Annotated in this window: 11 protein-coding genes, 17 tRNA genes and 3 rRNA genes; 5 read left to right on the forward strand and 26 right to left on the reverse strand. The window is 49.0% G+C overall.

Features of this window, described 5'->3' with window-relative positions; genetic code table 11:
- Positions 1 to 47: 47 nt before the first annotated feature.
- From gpAD87_RS30855 to gpAD87_RS30865, 3 genes are read left to right on the forward strand one after another with little or no spacing between them, the layout of a single operon-like run.
- Positions 48 to 872 (forward strand): hypothetical protein, encoded by an 825-nt coding sequence (locus gpAD87_RS30855; RefSeq protein ID WP_064642827.1) that lies wholly within the window; start codon positions 48 to 50, stop codon positions 870 to 872.
- A gap of 24 nt (positions 873 to 896) precedes the next feature.
- A complete protein-coding gene (locus gpAD87_RS30860) occupies positions 897 to 2,318 on the forward strand; it encodes an N-acetylmuramoyl-L-alanine amidase family protein (RefSeq protein ID WP_064642829.1) in 1,422 nt (473 codons plus the stop codon).
- 41 nt (positions 2,319 to 2,359) lie between these two features.
- Entirely contained in the window at positions 2,360 to 2,914 is a 555-nt protein-coding gene (locus tag gpAD87_RS30865; protein WP_082935416.1) for a GerMN domain-containing protein, read from the forward strand.
- Between the two features lie 169 nt (positions 2,915 to 3,083).
- On the opposite strand, the gene gpAD87_RS30870 is transcribed toward gpAD87_RS30865, so the two are convergent.
- The 4 genes from gpAD87_RS30870 to gpAD87_RS30885 all read right to left on the reverse strand — a co-directional run bounded on the left by gpAD87_RS30870 (position 3,084) and on the right by gpAD87_RS30885 (position 8,588).
- Positions 3,084 to 4,646 carry an MBL fold metallo-hydrolase gene (locus gpAD87_RS30870; protein WP_064642831.1) on the reverse strand — a complete coding sequence of 521 codons (1,563 nt, stop codon included), beginning with the start codon at positions 4,644 to 4,646 and terminating at the stop codon, positions 3,084 to 3,086.
- A complete protein-coding gene (locus gpAD87_RS30875) occupies positions 4,643 to 6,328 on the reverse strand; it encodes an ABC transporter permease (RefSeq protein ID WP_064642833.1) in 1,686 nt (561 codons plus the stop codon). The genes gpAD87_RS30870 and gpAD87_RS30875 overlap by 4 nt, the downstream gene beginning before the upstream one ends.
- 89 nt (positions 6,329 to 6,417) lie before the next feature.
- Entirely contained in the window at positions 6,418 to 7,494 is a 1,077-nt protein-coding gene (locus tag gpAD87_RS30880; RefSeq protein ID WP_064642835.1) for an ABC transporter substrate-binding protein, read from the reverse strand.
- A gap of 77 nt (positions 7,495 to 7,571) precedes the next feature.
- Complete coding sequence (locus gpAD87_RS30885; protein ID WP_064642978.1) at positions 7,572 to 8,588, reverse strand: ABC transporter ATP-binding protein; 1,017 nt, start codon at positions 8,586 to 8,588, stop codon at positions 7,572 to 7,574.
- A 170-nt stretch (positions 8,589 to 8,758) separates the two neighbouring features.
- Between gpAD87_RS30885 and gpAD87_RS30890 the strand changes: the two genes are divergently transcribed.
- Both gpAD87_RS30890 and gpAD87_RS30895 read left to right on the forward strand, forming a co-directional pair.
- Entirely contained in the window at positions 8,759 to 9,667 is a 909-nt protein-coding gene (locus gpAD87_RS30890; protein WP_079695908.1) for a LysR family transcriptional regulator, read from the forward strand.
- A gap of 144 nt (positions 9,668 to 9,811) precedes the next feature.
- Entirely contained in the window at positions 9,812 to 10,672 is an 861-nt protein-coding gene (locus gpAD87_RS30895) for a CYTH domain-containing protein (protein WP_139295715.1), read from the forward strand.
- 261 nt (positions 10,673 to 10,933) lie between these two features.
- Here gpAD87_RS30895 and gpAD87_RS30900 read toward each other — a convergent pair whose 3' ends face one another.
- The 22 genes from gpAD87_RS30900 to gpAD87_RS31005 form a co-directional block, all read right to left on the reverse strand.
- Positions 10,934 to 11,539: a short chain dehydrogenase gene (locus tag gpAD87_RS30900; protein ID WP_064642837.1), complete on the reverse strand. Its 606-nt coding sequence runs from the start codon at positions 11,537 to 11,539 to the stop codon at positions 10,934 to 10,936.
- An 85-nt stretch (positions 11,540 to 11,624) separates the two neighbouring features.
- Positions 11,625 to 12,263, reverse strand: a complete 639-nt coding sequence (locus gpAD87_RS30905; RefSeq protein WP_064642840.1) for a pentapeptide repeat-containing protein — start codon at positions 12,261 to 12,263, stop codon at positions 11,625 to 11,627.
- Positions 12,264 to 12,350: 87 nt separating this feature from the next.
- Positions 12,351 to 12,421, reverse strand: a tRNA-Gly gene (locus gpAD87_RS30910).
- A gap of 9 nt (positions 12,422 to 12,430) precedes the next feature.
- Positions 12,431 to 12,504: transfer RNA gene (locus gpAD87_RS30915), tRNA-Pro, on the reverse strand.
- 16 nt (positions 12,505 to 12,520) lie between these two features.
- A tRNA-Arg gene (locus gpAD87_RS30920) sits at positions 12,521 to 12,597 on the reverse strand.
- 6 nt (positions 12,598 to 12,603) lie between these two features.
- Positions 12,604 to 12,678 (reverse strand) — tRNA-Gly (locus gpAD87_RS30925).
- Between the two features lie 8 nt (positions 12,679 to 12,686).
- Positions 12,687 to 12,773 (reverse strand) — tRNA-Leu (locus gpAD87_RS30930).
- Between the two features lie 9 nt (positions 12,774 to 12,782).
- A tRNA-Lys gene (locus gpAD87_RS30935) sits at positions 12,783 to 12,858 on the reverse strand.
- A 15-nt stretch (positions 12,859 to 12,873) separates the two neighbouring features.
- Positions 12,874 to 12,948: transfer RNA gene (locus gpAD87_RS30940), tRNA-Gln, on the reverse strand.
- 11 nt (positions 12,949 to 12,959) lie between these two features.
- Positions 12,960 to 13,035, reverse strand: a tRNA-His gene (locus gpAD87_RS30945).
- A gap of 97 nt (positions 13,036 to 13,132) precedes the next feature.
- Positions 13,133 to 13,208, reverse strand: a tRNA-Thr gene (locus gpAD87_RS30950).
- A gap of 28 nt (positions 13,209 to 13,236) precedes the next feature.
- A tRNA-Asp gene (locus gpAD87_RS30955) sits at positions 13,237 to 13,314 on the reverse strand.
- A gap of 27 nt (positions 13,315 to 13,341) precedes the next feature.
- Positions 13,342 to 13,415 (reverse strand) — tRNA-Met (locus gpAD87_RS30960).
- Positions 13,416 to 13,435: 20 nt separating this feature from the next.
- Positions 13,436 to 13,511, reverse strand: a tRNA-Val gene (locus tag gpAD87_RS30965).
- Between the two features lie 7 nt (positions 13,512 to 13,518).
- Positions 13,519 to 13,590 (reverse strand) — tRNA-Glu (locus gpAD87_RS30970).
- A gap of 19 nt (positions 13,591 to 13,609) precedes the next feature.
- Positions 13,610 to 13,701, reverse strand: a tRNA-Ser gene (locus gpAD87_RS30975).
- Between the two features lie 4 nt (positions 13,702 to 13,705).
- Positions 13,706 to 13,781: transfer RNA gene (locus tag gpAD87_RS30980), tRNA-Asn, on the reverse strand.
- Between the two features lies 1 nt (position 13,782).
- Positions 13,783 to 13,858 (reverse strand) — tRNA-Ala (locus gpAD87_RS30985).
- Between the two features lie 24 nt (positions 13,859 to 13,882).
- A tRNA-Ile gene (locus gpAD87_RS30990) sits at positions 13,883 to 13,959 on the reverse strand.
- A 57-nt stretch (positions 13,960 to 14,016) separates the two neighbouring features.
- Positions 14,017 to 14,133 (reverse strand): 5S ribosomal RNA (gene rrf / locus gpAD87_RS30995).
- Between the two features lie 80 nt (positions 14,134 to 14,213).
- A 23S ribosomal RNA gene (locus gpAD87_RS31000) occupies positions 14,214 to 17,139 on the reverse strand.
- 309 nt (positions 17,140 to 17,448) lie between these two features.
- Positions 17,449 to 19,000, reverse strand: a 16S ribosomal RNA gene (locus gpAD87_RS31005).
- The 16S, 23S and 5S rRNA genes sit together here with 17 tRNA genes alongside, the layout of an rRNA operon.
- Positions 19,001 to 19,012: the final 12 nt, after the last annotated feature.

The raw sequence follows: 19,012 nt of genomic DNA on the forward strand, positions 1-19,012 counted from the left end.
GAAATGTTGAGGATTATAAGCTGTCACCAGCGGAAGGAGATACTCAGATGAACAACGCTGCTATTTGGTTTTCAACTGTGCTATTACTGGGGGGATTGACGACTACATCGTCATTCATAGTTGGTACCAGACCAGCCACACCAGAACGAATTTCACAACGTTCCGTTGATGCGACTTCTGTAACTCCTTCCATCTATTCAAGCGTCACACCTTTTAAAAAGAACAACAGTACCAACAAAATCATCTTGAAAGGAGGAAATATTACTTTAACCGCTACTACAGTGAGATTGGAAGGTATGCCCACATTTGAACAAAACGTAATTCAATCCATTGTCGTCACCAAGGAGAGCCAGAAATATACGATTGAAACGAGTGACTTGGAGGACAATTGGCTCGATATCACAAGTGTTGTTGCCTCTAACTCCAATACATGGCTTGCTATACACGCAGAACGTAGCTCAGGAAACACTCTGATGCTGCTTAACCTTCAAACGGGTGAAGTGACGGAATTAAATGATCGATTGAAAAAAGCAGGCAAGAAAAACATAGAAACGATTGCCGACTATAACTGGGCACCCAACGAAGATCAGATAGCCTTCTCTTACGGAGATCCCTCCAAAAGCTCAATAGCCATCTACAATGTTCAGAAAGAGAGCGTTGTATACCTACCAAGGGCAACCAATTATATTAGTATCAATCTGATTTTGTGGCAAAAAAACGGAAAAATACTAGATTACATCAGTGAGTACCCGTCTGATCAAATGATACTTTATAGGTATAGCATAGAGAGTAACAAGGTGAAGCCTGTTAAGAAAATCAGCCGTAATGAGTTTGCCGAATGGTTTAAGCTAGATAAGTATTCCATACAGTAACGATCTAAATAGTAGAGGTGCATAATGAAAAAATCGATTTTACTCCTGTTTTTGAGTCTGTTCTTGCTGGTTGTACTCCCTCATCAGGGAAATGCGGCTGCAAGCACGTCGAAAATCTTCTTGGACGGCGAAGAATTAATCCTCCCAAGTGACGTTCAGGTGACCATCGTGAATAAGAATGTTATGATTCCGATTCGTGTCGTTGCCGAAAATTTGAAATTCAAAGTGGATTGGAATCAAAATACACGTAATGTAAAGATCCAGCAAAATGACAAAACGATTTCTTTAACCGTTGATCAAAAGCAAGCCATGGTTGCTGACAAGCAAGTTACCTTGAACACAGCTCCGCTCATTTTAAATAACACCACGGTGGTACCCATTCGATTTGTCAGTGAACAAATGGGACTCAACGTGAAATGGAACAACAAAGAGAAGATTGTATACTTAATCAACACCGACACCAGTAAAGTGCCCAATGTTGAGCCAGGCAACGGTTCAGGAAACGGTAACCCAGCATCACTAACACATGTTACCGATATCCAATTTGCCAACAATCAGCTGGTCGTGTCTATGGATGGTGAATCCAAACCAGTGATGACGACTTTGAAGAATCCCGATCGTCTGGTCGTGGATCTGCCTGGAGCAGTGTTTGGTGATCTATCGCAACCTTTGAATCAAAACATGAATGGCAAACTGGATGTGGACGCATACCCCAATGTAACGGAAGTTAGATATTCTCTTTTTAAACAAGACCCTGGTCAAGTTCGAATTGTCGTTGAATTGAATCAGGTGAAGGATGTACAGTACAGCCAGAACATCATTGCCGATAAACTGATTATTGATCTCAATGTTTCGGGAGATAACGTCACATCCGTTCCTCTAACTCCCGTAGGCGACTCAGGACGCAAGGTCGTTGTCATCGACCCAGGCCATGGGGGTAAAGATCCAGGTTCAACCAGCATCACCAACAAACCCGAGAAAGAATATAATCTGGCATTGGCTCTCAAAGTACAAGCACTTCTTCTCAATGAGCCGGATATCGAATTGGTGATGACTCGTGACGGTGATACTTATCCCACCCGCCCGGAGCGTGTTCAGCTCGCTAATCAATTAAACGCGGATGTATTTGTATCTATCCATAGCAATAATGTGGAGTCCTCACCCCAGGCCACAGGTACAGAGACGTTCTACTATCAACGCAGCAGCAGCAAGGAATTAGCCACTATCATTCATCAACGTTTGGTTAAAGCCATGGGGCTCAAAGACCGTGGTGTGAAAAATGGCAACTTGGAAGTGATCAGAGATACAACCATGGCTGCAGTACTTTTGGAAGTAGGATTCCTGAGTAACGTTATGGATGAAGAGCTGATGTCGTCCGATGTTGTTCAGATGAAAGCCGCTCAAGCGATAGCAGATGGGATTAAGGAATATCTGGGTATAAATTAAATGATAAAACGTAATTTAAATATGCTGTAGGATGTGATCCATTGAAAACGAAATTGGGATGCGCACTCGTCTTATCCTTCTTAATGATTGTTGGCATTGGTTGTGCTCAAAAGCCAGTTAATGAATCCGGATCGGCCGAACCTGCTGTTCAGGGGGGGCAGTCACCAAACCCATCCGAAACAGAGGTGGATCTGGGCACAATGAACACACAAGCGGTTGATGTGTATTTCGCAGACGCCCAGGTACTGGAACTTGAGAAAAAAGAGCAGGAAATTGAATACAAGGACGATTCCGAGAAATACAAAAAAACATTTGAAGCTTTACAAAACAATACCGATTCGGAGCTCGTATCCCTCTGGGAAAAAGTCGAATTGCTCTCCCTACAGTACGGCGAGGGCAAAGTCACTTTGGATGTTCATATTCCGGATGAGGCCAAATTGGGAACCAGTGGCGAGCTGCTTGCATTGGATGCACTAACCCAGACGATGTTTCAATACGATGAAGTAGAAAGTATCGATATTCTGGTGGACGGTGAAGCCCTCGATAGCTTGATGGGCCATTCAGAGCTGGAGCATCCTATTCAGCGCGAGCCCTAATCTAATTTTAAAAGACACCGGATGATTTCCAGATGATTCTCTCCTTGAATCATCTCCCATGCATGATGAGAAGCATAACTTCCCATCATGCATTTTTTATTAAAAATCCACATTCAAAAAGACGTCCCCAGGGACGCCCTACATAGATCCAATCTTTATCCAATTCAACTTACAGATACAGCTCATATCCAGGAGATAGCGAATGCAAAATCCCTTTCCCCGAGACTGATTTTTCGCTGAGTAAGCCTTCTCTCAGTTTATCCGTCTCTGCCCGGTCCGCATGCACAAGCACCGTATGCCTTGCAGGAACCTGATGCAGCATTTTCTCGACATCCTTCCATCCCTGATGCACCTTATAACGAATTTTCCGTACCTCGCACGCTCCGTGTGTTGCAGGATTCTGCAACAGCCTGTAAGCATAGGTGCCAGCAGAGACATGCCCAGTGAGCAGTACCAGATTATGTTCATCGTCCGCAAACTGGCTATAGTACCAGCGAGCAAGCGAGGACTGCATCATCCCGTCCGGAATGAACCACAAAGAGGCAGCATGTTGATGCAGTAGCCGCTCTCGCTCTTCCTTTGTCACAGGCATCTCCCATCCATGCCCCCTCAGGAAACGCCCAATCGCTTCCTTTACAGAGCCCGGAATGTGGTCTTCCTCTTCCTTTAGCCAATAGGGCGCACGTAATAGCTGCTTCAGACCGTCCACCAGCCCTTGTTCCACTACAATTGGAACGTCCGGGAACTGCTGCTGTGCCCACAGCATGATTTCCTGACCACGACCCACTGAGGGCATAGGCATTAGCACCTTTCCACCCCGGGCAATGGTCTCATGAATGGCCTGCTCCAGCTGTTCCAGCTTGTTGGCCTGCGTATCGCGATCTGTTCCATAGGCAGCATCCATAATCACCAAATCGAGCAGGCCGGATGAAGATGCTTGGTTCATTTCGACTCCCTTGAATACGGCATAGGAATCCCCTTGCTCCACAGTTCTCCCTGCTGATACATGGGATCGTAATACCCCTTCGGATGCAGCAAAGGGGAGAGTCTGCGACGCGGATGGCTCTCCTGCCAAGACATGCCCACCATTCACGGCGGTTCGTAAATCCGTTTTCCAACGTTGACTAACCGGAGTATCGAATCCACGCTTGTTACGTGGTAACTTTGCCTGCCAAAGCGTATCCGCTGGACAATCCTCCTGCAAAAGCATGGATTCGGAGGTGTAATCACCGGAATAGAATATCCGCTTATCCTCGATTTCCAGCCCGAACCATACCGATCCTGCAAGATGTCCACTGCGCCCCCACACCACCGAGACGCCAGGGACCATTTCAAACCAGGTTCCACCCTCGGCTTCGTCCTCCAAAAATCGGTAGCGAATCAGTTGTTCATCGCCTTCTTCGTATGGGAGGGTGTGTCCTGCCCGCTCCATATTTCTTCGCCAAGCTCTGAAGTAGGTGTCCAGTTGCTCTCTGGTTTCCCGTGTCGTCCATACTTCACCCTGATACCCCATTCTATAAAGTAATGGAATAGCGACAGAATGATCCTCATGGGCGTGAGACAACAAAACCACATCCAGCTCTTTAACGATTTCCGGTTCAATCAATGGATACTCGCCGGCTCCTTCTTTTTTCACGCCACAATCCAGCAAAATTTGAACCCTGCTCCCTCTCAGGAGATAGGCAGAGCGCCCATGTTCCCCGGCGCCGCCCCATACCTTCAGTTTGATCATGATGCATTCCACTTTCTCTTCGAATTCAGAACTTCAATGCCGAGCAACATGAGTACCGTCATAACGACAGTAACCACGGCCATCGCCATTCCCAATGACACCTGACCTTGTTCAAATTGAGCAAAAATATACGTAGCCGATGTCTGCATCGATGGAGGCAAAATCAACAGTGATCCCACTAGCTCCCGCGTGGCAATGGTGAATGTCATCATCCACCCGGCCAACATGCCGGGAATGATCAGTGGTAGAAGAATGCGCCGCAGAATATACAACGGTCTTCCGCCAAAGACCTGACCCGCCTGGAACAACGTACCGTCTATCTGGGTGAAGCTTGATTTGACATACTGCACCGTGTACGGCAGGAAGAGCACCACATACGTCAGAACAACCATTCCGTACGAGTTGTACAGGGTGAACGGCATCCATGGTGAATTCCAGAACAGGATGAGACCCACCACCATGACAATGCCAGGTACCGTATTCGGCAGCAGACTGAACAGGTCAATGACACGCTGCATAAAGGAAGACGATTTACCAATCGTCAATGCAAAACCTGTACCGATAATAACCGCAACCGTTGAAGCTGCTAGTGACAGCCCCAGACTGTTCCCGATTGCTTTCATACTGACCGATCCCCAGGACAGCAATTCCCGGTAATGATCCAGCGTCAGATTGTCGAAGGACAATCCTGCGCCGCGCAGCTTCATGGTCGAAGCAGCAATAATGGAGAAATACGGAATGCCCACCGAGAGAATCAGCAGCAACGCGAGATACAACCCGCACAACCAACCCGCTCCGCCGCGTAGGGAGTATCGTTTGGATCGCTGCCCTTTGCCCCCTACCAGACGGTACGTGAACTTCCGACTCATGGCAGACTGCATGTACCACATCACCAGACAGACCGACAGCAGCACCGATGCAAGCGAGGTTGCCTTGCCAAAATCAATCGGCCAACTGGAGATATACTTGTGAATCTCAGATGTCATGACATAATAACCGATACGGCGCCCGAAGGTGGCCGGTGTTCCGAATTCCGCAATCGTTTTGACAAAGACGAGCATGATCCCCATGCCATAGGAAGACAACAGCAGTGGCAAAATAATGCGTCTGAATCGATATCCCGCACGTCCCCCGTGCACCGCTCCCGCTTCTTCTAGGTTGCCTCCAATGCGAATGATGGCATCCCGAAGCAATAGATATAGGAAAGGGAACAGATGTAGGCTCATAATGAGCACCATGCCCCAGAAGCTGAAGAACAACTCACTCCAGCTCGCAGCGGAGGGCACCCATTGCTGCAGGTATCCCCCTTTTTGCATAAACAGAATCCATCCCATGGAGCCGATATACGGCGGGGTCATGAACGGAATCATCAGGATTACGTTCACCCAGCGATGCTGACCCATGCGGGTCTTCGCCATCATCCAGGCCAGTGGCAATGCCAGCAGCGTTGTTACAGCTACCACGCAGATCCCCAGCCAGACGGAATTCAGCAACACCCCGGATAAATGCTGCCCGGTAATGGTCCGAATCGGAGCCATCCAATCCCACTGCCCGTCTGGATACACACTTTCCCAGAAAATCAGCAAGAGCGGTACACCAATGCTTATCGTCAGCAGAAAGAGGGCCAGAATCACGCCCACTCTCCGAAAAATACGGTTGTTGTCTATTACACCAGGTTTCACTACGATTTCACCTCACATGACTTCCACAAAACAATCGTCTCTTCACTCTAGTTGCTCAGTTACTCAATCGTTAGGTCATAACACTATGCTTATTTAAAAGTCTCGGAGAAACGTGCCGCTGTCTCATCTCCGTGTTCACTCATCCAGTTCCAATCCACTTTAAGCTGCGGGATATCTTTCAGATTTGACCGGTTAGTCGCCTCGATGTCTTCACGACCCGGAATCAGGTAAGCATCTGCAACGAGCTTTTGTGCCTCATCAGACAACAGGTAGTCGATAAACGCCTTGGCATTCTCCACATTCTGACTCGATTTCAGAATCGCTGCCGGTCTTGGACTGATTACAGTCCCTTCCTCTGGATATACGATGTCCAGCGGTTCACCTTTGGCTTTGGAGGAATACGCCATGTAGTCCACACCAGCCGCTACGATGCTCTTCGCTCCCGTAATTACCGGGTCAAGTGCTTCCTGATTCGCTCCTGCCATCGCTACACCATTCGCTTTGTAGCTGTCCAGCAAATCCCAGCCTTTATCTCCATTCACACTCAGGTATCCCGTAATGAAGTCCAGTGCAGAACCGGACAGTGTAGGATCAGGAATGTTCACAACATCTTTCCAGGCAGGTGTTGCCAGCTCAGCCCAACTGGTTGGTGGCGTGGACACCAGCTTCGTATTGTAGACAATTCCAAGTGCCGAAGCACTGGAGCTAAAATAGTTGCCGTCGGCATCCGACCAGTCCTTGTTCAGCTTGTCTGCATTCTCCGCATCAGGATATGGGAGTGTCAGACCATCTGCTTTCAGTGCTTGTGCCGAAGGCAGGGAGGCCAGGATAACCACGTCCGCTACCGGATTAGATTTTTCAGCTTCCATGCGAGCCAGAATTTTACCTGTCGTACCCTGGAACATCTCCACTTCAATGCCCGTCTTGGCTGTAAATCCGCTGATGATGTTATCCGCCAGCTTCTGAGGTCCTGCACTGTACAATACCAGCTTACCGCCAGCTGGTTTTGTTGTTTCCGCCGATGCAGTAGCCGTACTGCCTTCCCCAGCAGCTTGACCCACATTCCCGGTAGTTGAATTACCTGTGCTACATCCGAACAAACTGATACTCATTACCGCTGATAATAACAGCATTGCGCTTCTTTTCCGTGTTTTCATACCCAACATTTTCATTCCATCTCCCTTGGTTTCTGATTATATTAGTATTTAAGTTTCTGCAAACTCACGCTGTATGCTCATCATGATCAGTTAGCTGCTGCGATGAACTCTCTAGGCTTCACATTCGGAGTGTCTTGTCCGTTCATTCGGCAAATCCGCTCCGGGGCTACATATAGCTGAACCTTCTCTCCTACGCGTACTCTTCGATCCAGATAGGCTGTCCATACACCCAGTCCCTCCATCTGCACCCGAATTTCATAACGCTCTCCTACATAACTGACGCTGAGCACTACCGCCTGATAACACAGATCATCATGACCTGTTTTGCTCCAGGAAACATGTTCCGGTCTCACCATGGACTGATTAGTTGTTAGCCAGTTAGACTTTCCGATAAACGAAGCAACAAAGGGATCGCTTGGCGATGCGTAGATCGTTTCCGGGGTTCCCTTTTGCAATATGCGCCCCTTCTCCATCACCACAATCTCATCCGACATCGACATCGCCTCAACCTGATCATGGGTGACGTACAACGCTGTAAGTCCCATATCCCGTACCAATGACATCATCTCAATTCGCATCTCTTCCCGCAGCACGGCATCCAGTGCACTTAGTGGCTCATCGAACAGGATAATCCCCGGTCTTACTGCTACCGCTCTGGCAAAAGCAACCCGTTGCTGCTGTCCTCCCGACAGCTGATGAGGATAACGATCCTCCATGCCTTGCAGGCGAACCATGCTTAGTGCTTCGGTCACCTTTTGGCGCAGATCCAATTTTTGCTTTCCGGCTTTCAGGCCGAACGCCACATTTTCGTATACTGTCATATGCGGCCATAATGCAAAATCCTGAAACACCATGCCCAGATTACGCTTATGTGTCGGTACATCTATTCGCTTCGTCGCCGAGTAGAAACTCTTGCCATCCGCGACGATTTCTCCCGCATCCGGTTGCTCCAGCCCCGCCAGCATGCGCAGCAACGTCGTTTTGCCACAGCCGGATGGGCCGAGCAGCGTCGTAAACTGTCCATGCTGAAGTGTTAAATCCGTGGGCAGCAGCGCGGGAGTACGATTGAATGATTTTTGAATTCCCCTAATTTCCATTTTCATAAGCATCCCTGCCTGTCTTCTTGTACTGTTCTCAGTCTAACGTCCGCTTTCGCGAGTTGTATGTTAGAAATGTAAAATTGGAATTAACTTTTTAGATGAATTCTGTTGATCTTCATAGATTAAATCTATATAAGGTGATTGAAAGTTACCTGAGAGGAGTGTTGAGTTCGTTGAACCTGATTAAACTGCAAATTGTTGAACTCATTGATAAACATCATCATATGACCAGCGTGGCCGAGCTTCTCGGCATCAAGCAGCCTACTGTTACCTTTCATATGAAGTCTCTGGAGGAAGAGATGGGGGTGCGATTATTCGAATCGCGTAGTGGAAAGACATTTCTCACCGAGGCTGGACAAGCCCTTTTACATTATTCCGTCAAAATCAATGCCCTCACTCAAGAGGCGCGCCGGGTAGTACAGGAATATGACAGCCTCTATCGGGGCACCCTGCACATTGGAGCGAGCTATGTACCAGCAACGTATTTACTGCCGCCTATTTTGAATACATTTTCTCAGGAATTCCCCGGTATTCGAATTATGTTATCAGTCAAACCTTCACCCGTTATCCGCGAAATGTTGATCCGTCACCAGATTGATCTGGGTGTGATTTCCTCAGAGCCTTTTGTGGGGCCAGTACTTCAAGCAGAGACGCTGTGTGAAGACGATCTGGTATTAATCTGCTCTCCACAGCATGCCTTGGCTCAGAGGGATGTGCTGAAACCTGAGCATATGGCACAGGTTCCCTTTGCACTGCATGGCGATGAATCCAGCACTCGACGTTTAACCAACCAATGGCTGGAGCAGCATGATATTCGTCTGCGAAGCACTGTTGAGATGGACTCTCTGGAAGCGATCAAGCAGTTGGTTCTACTCGGCGGTCATATCTCGTTCATGTCACGAATGGCCGTACAGTGGGAAGAGCAGCATGGACTGATCAAGGTCCTCCCCATTCCGGGGGAGCAGGCTCCGCGGCATATTTACACCGTCCACAACAAGGATCGTCATCCTTCCGTCCAGGTCAACCGCTTCAAGGAAGTACTGCGGGACATGAGCCACAGCATCTCTCTTTTTAATTCATGATCCCACTATCCCATATAAACTATCGCTTGGCATTCATCAAATCTATGCAGGGTTAACGCAACGAGCCCTTCCATTTAATCGCTTTCATATACTCGGACGATAAAGTGGGTCTGTACGTTAATCCAGCCTAGGGAGTGATTGGTTTTGAAAAAATGGAAAAAGGTAACCGCCTCATTCATGCTGAGCATCGTGACATTGGGAAGTGGACTGACGTTTCTGGAAGCACCACAGGCCTCAGCAGCAGCAAACGCCGTTCCTGCTTATGAAGTGAAGTTCCTGGCTAAGCCGGAGCTGGTATTGAACACAGATGGGACACCACGCAGTGAAGTCATTCAGACACTTGGCTTGAACTCCACAGCAAGAAACATTAGTGCAGAGTATTTCGACACTAACGCACTCAATCTAAATCAAGCAGGATGGGATGTCCGTTTTCGGAAGAAGGATGACAAGAACAATTATGAACTGACTTATAAAAAGCGCTATCCTGTCATCAATGGTGATGTTAATGCGGCGTTGACTCTGGCTAACCAAGAGGGATTTAATGCGTCAGATGATAACTACGAGGCTGAAATTGACTGGGGATATGGCAAACAAACATTGAGCTTCTCCAACACTAAAAAGGTGGATACCAACGCTACAGGCGTACAACTTCCATCACAGCAGGAAGCCTTGAGCATGTTATTGGACAAGCTGCCTGGTAAATTAAAAAATTGGTCCTCCTCCAACTGGGGTAAACAACAACTTACGGCATCCCGTGCCTACGGCCCAGTAACGTTCCAACGTTATGAAGGTACATGGAATGGACAGGAACTCACCCTTGAAGTATGGCCAATTCGCAACGCAGCTGGCACAGGTGTAGAGAATATCGTTGAGATCTCGTTCAAAACAGCAGATTCTACAGCTGTTTCTGGACTGCGTACTCAACTGATGCAAGTCCTAGCAAACAAAAACTGGCTCATTCCTGCCGATGGCCTGAAAACTCAGCTCATCTTGGAAAGATACTAATTGGTTGTTGCTGCCCATACCGTATAAGTCTAAGTATGGTATCTAGCGGTTTATGGGACAACGAGGAAAAGGGGCATGTCTATGTTCTTAATGAAACGAAACGAATCATGGTCTTTCCCCTTCCCATACCGTATCGCTTAAACATACAATGATATGTTTGGTTTATCTGCCCATTCAAGCCTACATCCATTTTCATCCAAAGCAAAAGGAGATCAGCAGGAATATTCTGCTGATCTCCTTTATATTTACTATTCCTTACAGTTAATATATTTTAAAGTTCTGGGCTGTTTCGATACCAAGTGCACTCTGGATAAACGTATTGGCGACCCGCTCCACAGGCACTGGATTAAATCCGATAAACACACCCTTATATTTCTCTGCGGATTCAACAAACAGGTTAGGACTAACCGAATTCAGACGTATGCCTCGGGGCAACTCATAAGCTGCTGCTTTGGCAAACGAATCAATTGCACCGTTAACCATAGCACTGGATGCACCTTTCAGAATAGGATGGTCCTGTATAATGCCACTGACCAGCGTAAAACTTCCCTTATCGTTGATGTAGTGCTGCCCAATCAAGACGATGTTCACTTGACCAAGTAATTTCCCCTGCACACTAATCATGTTGTTCTCAGGGGTCAGCTCCTCCAACTTCGCATAATGGGTCTGGCCTGCTGCAACAATGACATAATCAATATTAGTCACCGTTTCAAAGAGGGATGTAATACTCTCTGTCGAGGTCATATCCACCTGGTAGTCCCCGGATTGCCTGCCGGCTGTAATGACCTCAACGGAATACTCCTGAAGCCTCGCAACAACAGCTTTGCCTAATGTTCCATTTCCTCCAATAACGAGAGCCCTTTTCATAATACGCCTCCTTTTTTAAGTGAAGCATGATATTGTACATTCATTGATCTCTTCATTTAAACAAAGATCACTCGCATAATCAAACCTACTTCACAATTAAGCCTAATAATCCAACAAAAGAGGCGGCCTGAGCATCTGAGATGATACACCCGTCCAGATCCTCAATATCTACATGTAACCTTTCAAAGCTACAGTCACTAAGGTCCACTCCCTTAAGCTTTACACCCGACAAAAGAGCTTGGTCTATTTTGCATTCAGAAAACTCCAGTTTTTGGGCTGTAGCTTGAAAGAAATCGCCACTCACCAGAGAACATTCCGTGTATTTCACCTGTTTAAACTTGGAGAATCGAAATAAAGAAAGGTCAGCTACACAGCCCTGAAAGCTTACATTTTGGAGCCTGCTATTTGCAAAATTGGTACCAAGCAATTTACAGTTTCTAAATTCTGTCCGGTGGAGGAAAGAACCGTTAAAGTCCATATTGGACAGATCACATTTATCAAAAATCACATCAGTAAGCTCAACTTCGGGGAGAGAGGACTGGCTGAAGATCACGTTCTCAAAGACCACTTTATCGAATGAAACCCTGCTGGCGCTCTGATTCTCAATAGAGATATTGGTAAATCGTCCATGTTTGATTTCTTCTTTACTCTCCCATGCTTCTAAAGTTAACGATAAGTCCTCGAGTTCCAGGGGAATCTTTGGCGTTTCTATTTTATTTTTCATAAGTCCTCCCACTATTTTCTTATTTAAGATTACTATAACAAAAAGAGCCCTTGCAATAAGCAAGAGCTCTCTTTGATTTTACCATGAAGCGGGTGATGGGAATCGAACCCACGCTATTAGCTTGGAAGGCTAAAGTTCTACCATTGAACTACACCCGCATATAAAAATCGGGATGACACGATTTGAACATGCGACCCCCTGGTCCCAAACCAGGTGCTCTACCAAGCTGAGCTACATCCCGATACTTATGAAAATAATGGCGCGCCCTGAGAGATTCGAACTCCCGGCCTTTTGATTCGTAGTCAAACGCTCTATCCAGCTGAGCTAAGGGCGCAAATATTGGAGCGGAAGACGGGAATCGAACCCGCGACCCTCGCCTTGGCAAGGCGATGCTCTACCGCTGAGCCACTTCCGCAAAATATATGGTGCGGTCGAGAGGACTCGAACCTCCACGGGGGTTAGCCCACACGGACCTGAACCGTGCGCGTCTGCCAATTCCGCCACGACCGCAAAATATAATGGTGAGTCATGAAGGGCTCGAACCTTCGACACCCTGATTAAAAGTCAGGTGCTCTACCAACTGAGCTAATGACTCAAATTAAAACTAAAATGGCTGGGGATATAGGATTTGAACCTATGCATGACGGAGTCAAAGTCCGTTGCCTTACCGCTTGGCTAATCCCCATTAAGAAAACATGGGGCGATCGAGGGGAATTGAACCCCCGAATGCCGGATCCACAAACCGGTGCGTTAACCACTTCGCCACGATCGCCATAAGCTATCCCTTACACTCGCTGAGAGTATCTCAGTATTCCCATCTGAAACTACAATATACATTCTATTATAAATTCAGAGGTAAATGCAATAAATGGTGCCGGCGAGAGGACTTGAACCCCCAACCTACTGATTACAAGTCAGTTGCTCTACCAGTTGAGCTACACCGGCACGGTGTAAAATGTTGCTTGAGTAAAAATGGCGGAACCGACGGGATTCGAACCCGCGATCTCCTGCGTGACAGGCAGGCATGTTAGGCCAACTACACCACGGTTCCAGATCACTTTCTTGAAAGAAAGTATAATTGCGGGGGCAGGATTTGAACCTGCGGCCTTCGGGTTATGAGCCCGACGAGCTACCGGGCTGCTCCACCCCGCGTCGTTATTCAGAAATCTATATGGTGGAGGCTGAGGGGATCGAACCCCCGACCCTCTGCTTGTAAGGCAGATGCTCTCCCAGCTGAGCTAAGCCTCCATATATATGACCCGTAGGGGATTCGAACCCCTGTTACCTCCGTGAAAGGGAGGTGTCTTAACCCCTTGACCAACGGGCCACAGTAACAAAATTCTATCTGGCGGAGAGAGAGGGATTCGAACCCTCGAGACGCTTTTGGCGCCTACACGATTTCCAATCGTGCTCCTTCGACCAACTCGGACACCTCTCCTGAATGGCTCCCCGAACAGGGCTCGAACCTGTGACAACTCGATTAACAGTCGAGTGCTCTACCAACTGAGCTATCAGGGAATGGTGGAGCCAAGCGGGATCGAACCGCTGACCTCCTGCTTGCAAGGCAGGCGCTCTCCCAGCTGAGCTATGGCCCCATACACTGTGGTTTAAAACTTAAATGGTGGGCCCTGGTGGACTCGAACCACCGGCCTCACCCTTATCAGAGGTGCGCTCTAACCAACTGAGCTAAGGGCCCCAATATATTTCCCTTTTCCTTACGAGGGGGGCAAAAAAAATACCCCAAAGGGAATTCGCTTGGCGGCGTCCTACTCTCCCAGGACCCTGCGGTCCAAGTACCATCGGCGCTAGAGGGCTTAACGGTCGTGTTCGGGATGGGTACGTGTGGAACCCCTCCGCCATCGCCACCAAACGCATAGCTTAGCTTACATTCAGAGTTTATTCTCTGAAAACTAGATCCGAAACGAAATGTGCGATTTACAACGTGCATATTTGGATAAGCCCTCGACCGATTAGTACTGGTCAGCTCCATGCATTGCTGCACTTCCACCCCCAGCCTATCTACCTCGTCGTCTTCAAGGGGTCTTACATACTGGGAAATCTCATCTTGAGGGGGGCTTCACGCTTAGATGCTTTCAGCGCTTATCCCTTCCGTACATAGCTACCCAGCGGTGCTCCTGGCGGAACAACTGGTACACCAGCGGTACGTCCATCCCGGTCCTCTCGTACTAAGGACAGCTCCTCTCAAATTTCCTACGCCCACGACAGATAGGGACCGAACTGTCTCACGACGTTCTGAACCCAGCTCGCGTACCGCTTTAATGGGCGAACAGCCCAACCCTTGGGACCTACTTCAGCCCCAGGATGCGATGAGCCGACATCGAGGTGCCAAACCTCCCCGTCGATGTGGACTCTTGGGGGAGATAAGCCTGTTATCCCCAGGGTAGCTTTTATCCGTTGAGCGATGGCCCTTCCATGCGGTACCACCGGATCACTAAGCCCGACTTTCGTCCCTGCTCGACTTGTAGGTCTCGCAGTCAAGCTCCCTTATGCCTTTGCACTCTTCGAATGATTTCCAACCATTCTGAGGGAACCTTTGGGCGCCTCCGTTACTCTTTAGGAGGCGACCGCCCCAGTCAAACTGCCCACCTGACACTGTCCCCGCACCGGATTACGGTACCAGGTTAGAACCTAGATACGATCAGGGTGGTATCCCAACGGTGCCTCCACGCAAGCTGGCGCTCACGTTTCAAAGGCTCCCACCTATCCTGTACAGATCGTACCCAAATTCAATATCAAGCTGCAGTAAAGCTCCATGGGGTCTTTCCGTCTTGTCGCGGGTAACCTGCATCTTCACAGGTATTAAAATTTCACCGGATCTCTCGTTGAGACAGCGCCCAAGTCGTTACGCCATTCGTGCGGGTCAGAATTTACCTGACAAGGAATTTCGCTACCTTAGGACCGTTATAGTTACGGCCGCCGTTTACTGGGGCTTCGGTTCACAGCTTCGGATTACTCCTAACCGCTCCCCTTAACCTTCCAGCACCGGGCAGGCGTCAGCCCGTATACTTCGCCTTACGGCTTCGCACAGACCTGTGTTTTTGCTAAACAGTCGCTTGGGCCTTTTCACTGCGGCCCCCTCGTGCTATTCACACTACCGGGGCACCCCTTCTCCCGAAGTTACGGGGTCATTTTGCCGAGTTCCTTAACGAGAGTTCTTCCGCGCGCCTTAGAATTCTCTTCTCGCCTACCTGTGTCGGTTTGCGGTACGGGCACCATCACCTGGCTAGAGGCTTTTCTTGGCAGTGTGAGATCATGACCTTCGCTACTATAATTTTCGCTCCCCATCACAGCCCAGCCTTAACGATGTGCGGATTTGCCTACACATCAGCCTCACTGCTTAGACGGACATCCATCAGTCCGCGTCACTACCCTGCTGCGTCCCCCCATTGCTCATAACGGCTTACGGTGGTACAGGAATTTCGACCTGTTGTCCTTCGACTACGCCTTTCGGCCTCGCCTTAGGTCCCGACTTACCCTGAGCGGACGAGCCTTCCTCAGGAACCCTTAGGCTTTCGGCGGATCAGATTCTCACTGATCTTTTCGTTACTCATACCGGCATTCTCACTTGTATAATGTCCAGCGCTCCTTACGGTACACCTTCAACCCTTATACAACGCTCCCCTACCCCTGATGCAAAGCATCAAGCCATAGCTTCGGTGGTGTGTTTAGCCCCGTTACATTTTCGGCGCAGAGTCACTCGACCAGTGAGCTATTACGCACTCTTTCAATGGTGGCTGCTTCTAAGCCAACATCCTGGTTGTCTGTGCAACTCCACATCCTTTCCCACTTAACACACACTTGGGGACCTTAGCTGATGGTCTGGGCTGTTTCCCTTTTGACAATGGATCTTAGCACTCACTGTCTGACTCCCGGAAGTAAGTCTATGGCATTCGGAGTTTGACTGAGCTTGGTAACCCTTGCGGGCCCCGCACCCAATCAGTGCTCTACCTCCACGACTCTGTTTTCCGAGGCTAGCCCTAAAGCTATTTCGGGGAGAACCAGCTATCTCCGAGTTCGATTGGAATTTCTCCGCTACCCCCACCTCATCCCCGCATTTTTCAACATGCGTGGGTTCGGGCCTCCAGTGCGTGTTACCGCACCTTCACCCTGGACAGGGGTAGATCACCCGGTTTCGGGTCTACGTCCACGTACTATGTCGCCCTATTCAGACTCGCTTTCGCTGCGGCTCCGGCTCTTCACCTTAACCTTGCACGGGAACGTAACTCGCCGGTTCATTCTACAAAAGGCACGCCATCACCCCTAAAACGGGCTCTGACTTTTTGTAAGCACACGGTTTCAGGTTCTATTTCACTCCCCTTCCGGGGTGCTTTTCACCTTTCCCTCACGGTACTGCTTCACTATCGGTCGCTAGGAAGTATTTAGCCTTGGCAGATGGTCCTGCCGGATTCATACGGGGTTTCACGTGCCCCGCACTACTCGGGATACATCTCGGAGGGAACAGACTTTCAAGTACAGGGCTTTTACCTTCTTTGGCGGGCCTTTCCAGACCTCTTCGCTTAACCGATTCCTTTGTAACTCCATGTGAGATGTCCCACAACCCCAAAGAGCAAGCTCTCTGGTTTGGGCTTCTCCGCGTTCGCTCGCCGCTACTGACGGAATCACTATTGTTTTCTCTTCCTCAAGGTACTTAGATGTTTCAGTTCCCTGGTATGCCTCTACATAACCTATGTATTCAGTTATGAGTAACTGGAAATTACCCCAGCTGGGTTTCCCCATTCGGACACCCCCGGATCAAAGCTTGCTTACAGCTCCCCGAGGCAGTTTCGTTGTTCGCCACGTCCTTCATCGGCTCCTAGCGCCTAGGCATCCTCCGTGTGCTCTTAGTAGCTTAACCATAATTGCTCCGGTTTCGACTGCTCGCTTCCCTTGTTTTGCTTACGCAAAGCCAAAAGTCGCTCTCATTCGATACCATCGCAATGCAGTTTTCACTATTTATTAAAACTTGTTTTAACACAAGTTCAGCTTAAAAAGGAATGTTCTAAATCGCAAAATTTCGTTTCGATATCTAGTTTTCAAAGAACAAGCTCCATGCAAAAGCAAGCTGTTTGAGAGTTTGAGCTCTCAAAACTGAGCAACGAGTGAGTAGTATTTGCAGCTAAGCTGCGTATTTGAATGTTTCCACTCGGGAAACGATTCTCCATAGAAAGGAGGTGATCCAGCCGCACCTTCCGATACGGCTACCTTGTTACGACTTCACCCCAATCATCTATCCCACCTTCGGCGGCTGGCTCCTTGCGGTTACCCCACCGACTTCGGGTGTTATAAACTCTCGTGGTGTGACGGGCGGTGTGTACAAGACCCGGGAACGTATTCACCGCGGCATGCTGATCCGCGATTACTAGCAATTCCGACTTCATGCAGGCGAGTTGCAGCCTGCAATCCGAACTGAGACCGGCTTTGTTGGGATTGGCTCCATCTCGCGATTTCGCAGCCCGTTGTACCGGCCATTGTAGTACGTGTGTAGCCCAGGTCATAAGGGGCATGATGATTTGACGTCATCCCCACCTTCCTCCGGTTTGTCACCGGCAGTCTATCTAGAGTGCCCACCCGAAGTGCTGGCAACTAAATATAAGGGTTGCGCTCGTTGCGGGACTTAACCCAACATCTCACGACACGAGCTGACGACAACCATGCACCACCTGTCTCCTCTGTCCCGAAGGAAAGATACATCTCTGTACCGATCAGAGGGATGTCAAGACCTGGTAAGGTTCTTCGCGTTGCTTCGAATTAAACCACATACTCCACTGCTTGTGCGGGTCCCCGTCAATTCCTTTGAGTTTCAGTCTTGCGACCGTACTCCCCAGGCGGAGTGCTTAATGTGTTAACTTCGGCACCAAGGGTATCGAAACCCTAACACCTAGCACTCATCGTTTACGGCGTGGACTACCAGGGTATCTAATCCTGTTTGCTCCCCACGCTTTCGCGCCTCAGCGTCAGTTACAGCCCAGAGAGTCGCCTTCGCCACTGGTGTTCCTCCACATATCTACGCATTTCACCGCTACACGTGGAATTCCACTCTCCTCTTCTGCACTCAAGTCACCCAGTTTCCAGTGCGATCCGGGGTTGAGCCCCGGGATTAAACACCAGACTTAAATGACCGCCTGCGCGCGCTTTACGCCCAATAATTCCGGACAACGCTTGCCCCCTACGTATTACCGCGGCTGCTGGCACGTAGTTAGCCGGGGCTTTCTTCTCAGGTACCGTCACCTTGAGAGCAGTTACTCTCCCAAGCGTTCTTCCCTGGCAACAGAGCTTTACGATCCGAAAACCTTCATCACTCACGCGGCATTGCTCCGTCAGGCTTTCGCCCATTGCGGAAGATTCCCTACTGCTGCCTCCCGTAGGAGTCTGGGCCGTGTCTCAGTCCCAGTGTGGCCGATCACCCTCTCAGGTCGGCTACGCATCGTCGCCTTGGTGAGCCGTTACCCCACCAACTAGCTAATGCGCCGCAGGCCCATCCCCAAGTGACAGATTGCTCCGTCTTTCCAGTTCTCTTCAGGAGAAGAAAACAGCTATTCGGTATTAGCTACCGTTTCCGGTAGTTGTCCCAAACTTGAGGGCAGGTTGCCTACGTGTTACTCACCCGTCCGCCGCTAACCATCAGAGAAGCAAGCTTCTCTGATAGTCCGCTCGACTTGCATGTATTAGGCATGCCGCCAGCGTTCGTCCTGAGCCAGGATCAAACTCTCCAATAAAGTATTGAAAAG

Origin of the sequence: Paenibacillus sp. AD87, assembly GCF_001659845.1 — a bacterium.
Taxonomy (GTDB): Bacteria; Bacillota; Bacilli; order Paenibacillales; family Paenibacillaceae; genus Paenibacillus; species Paenibacillus marchantiae.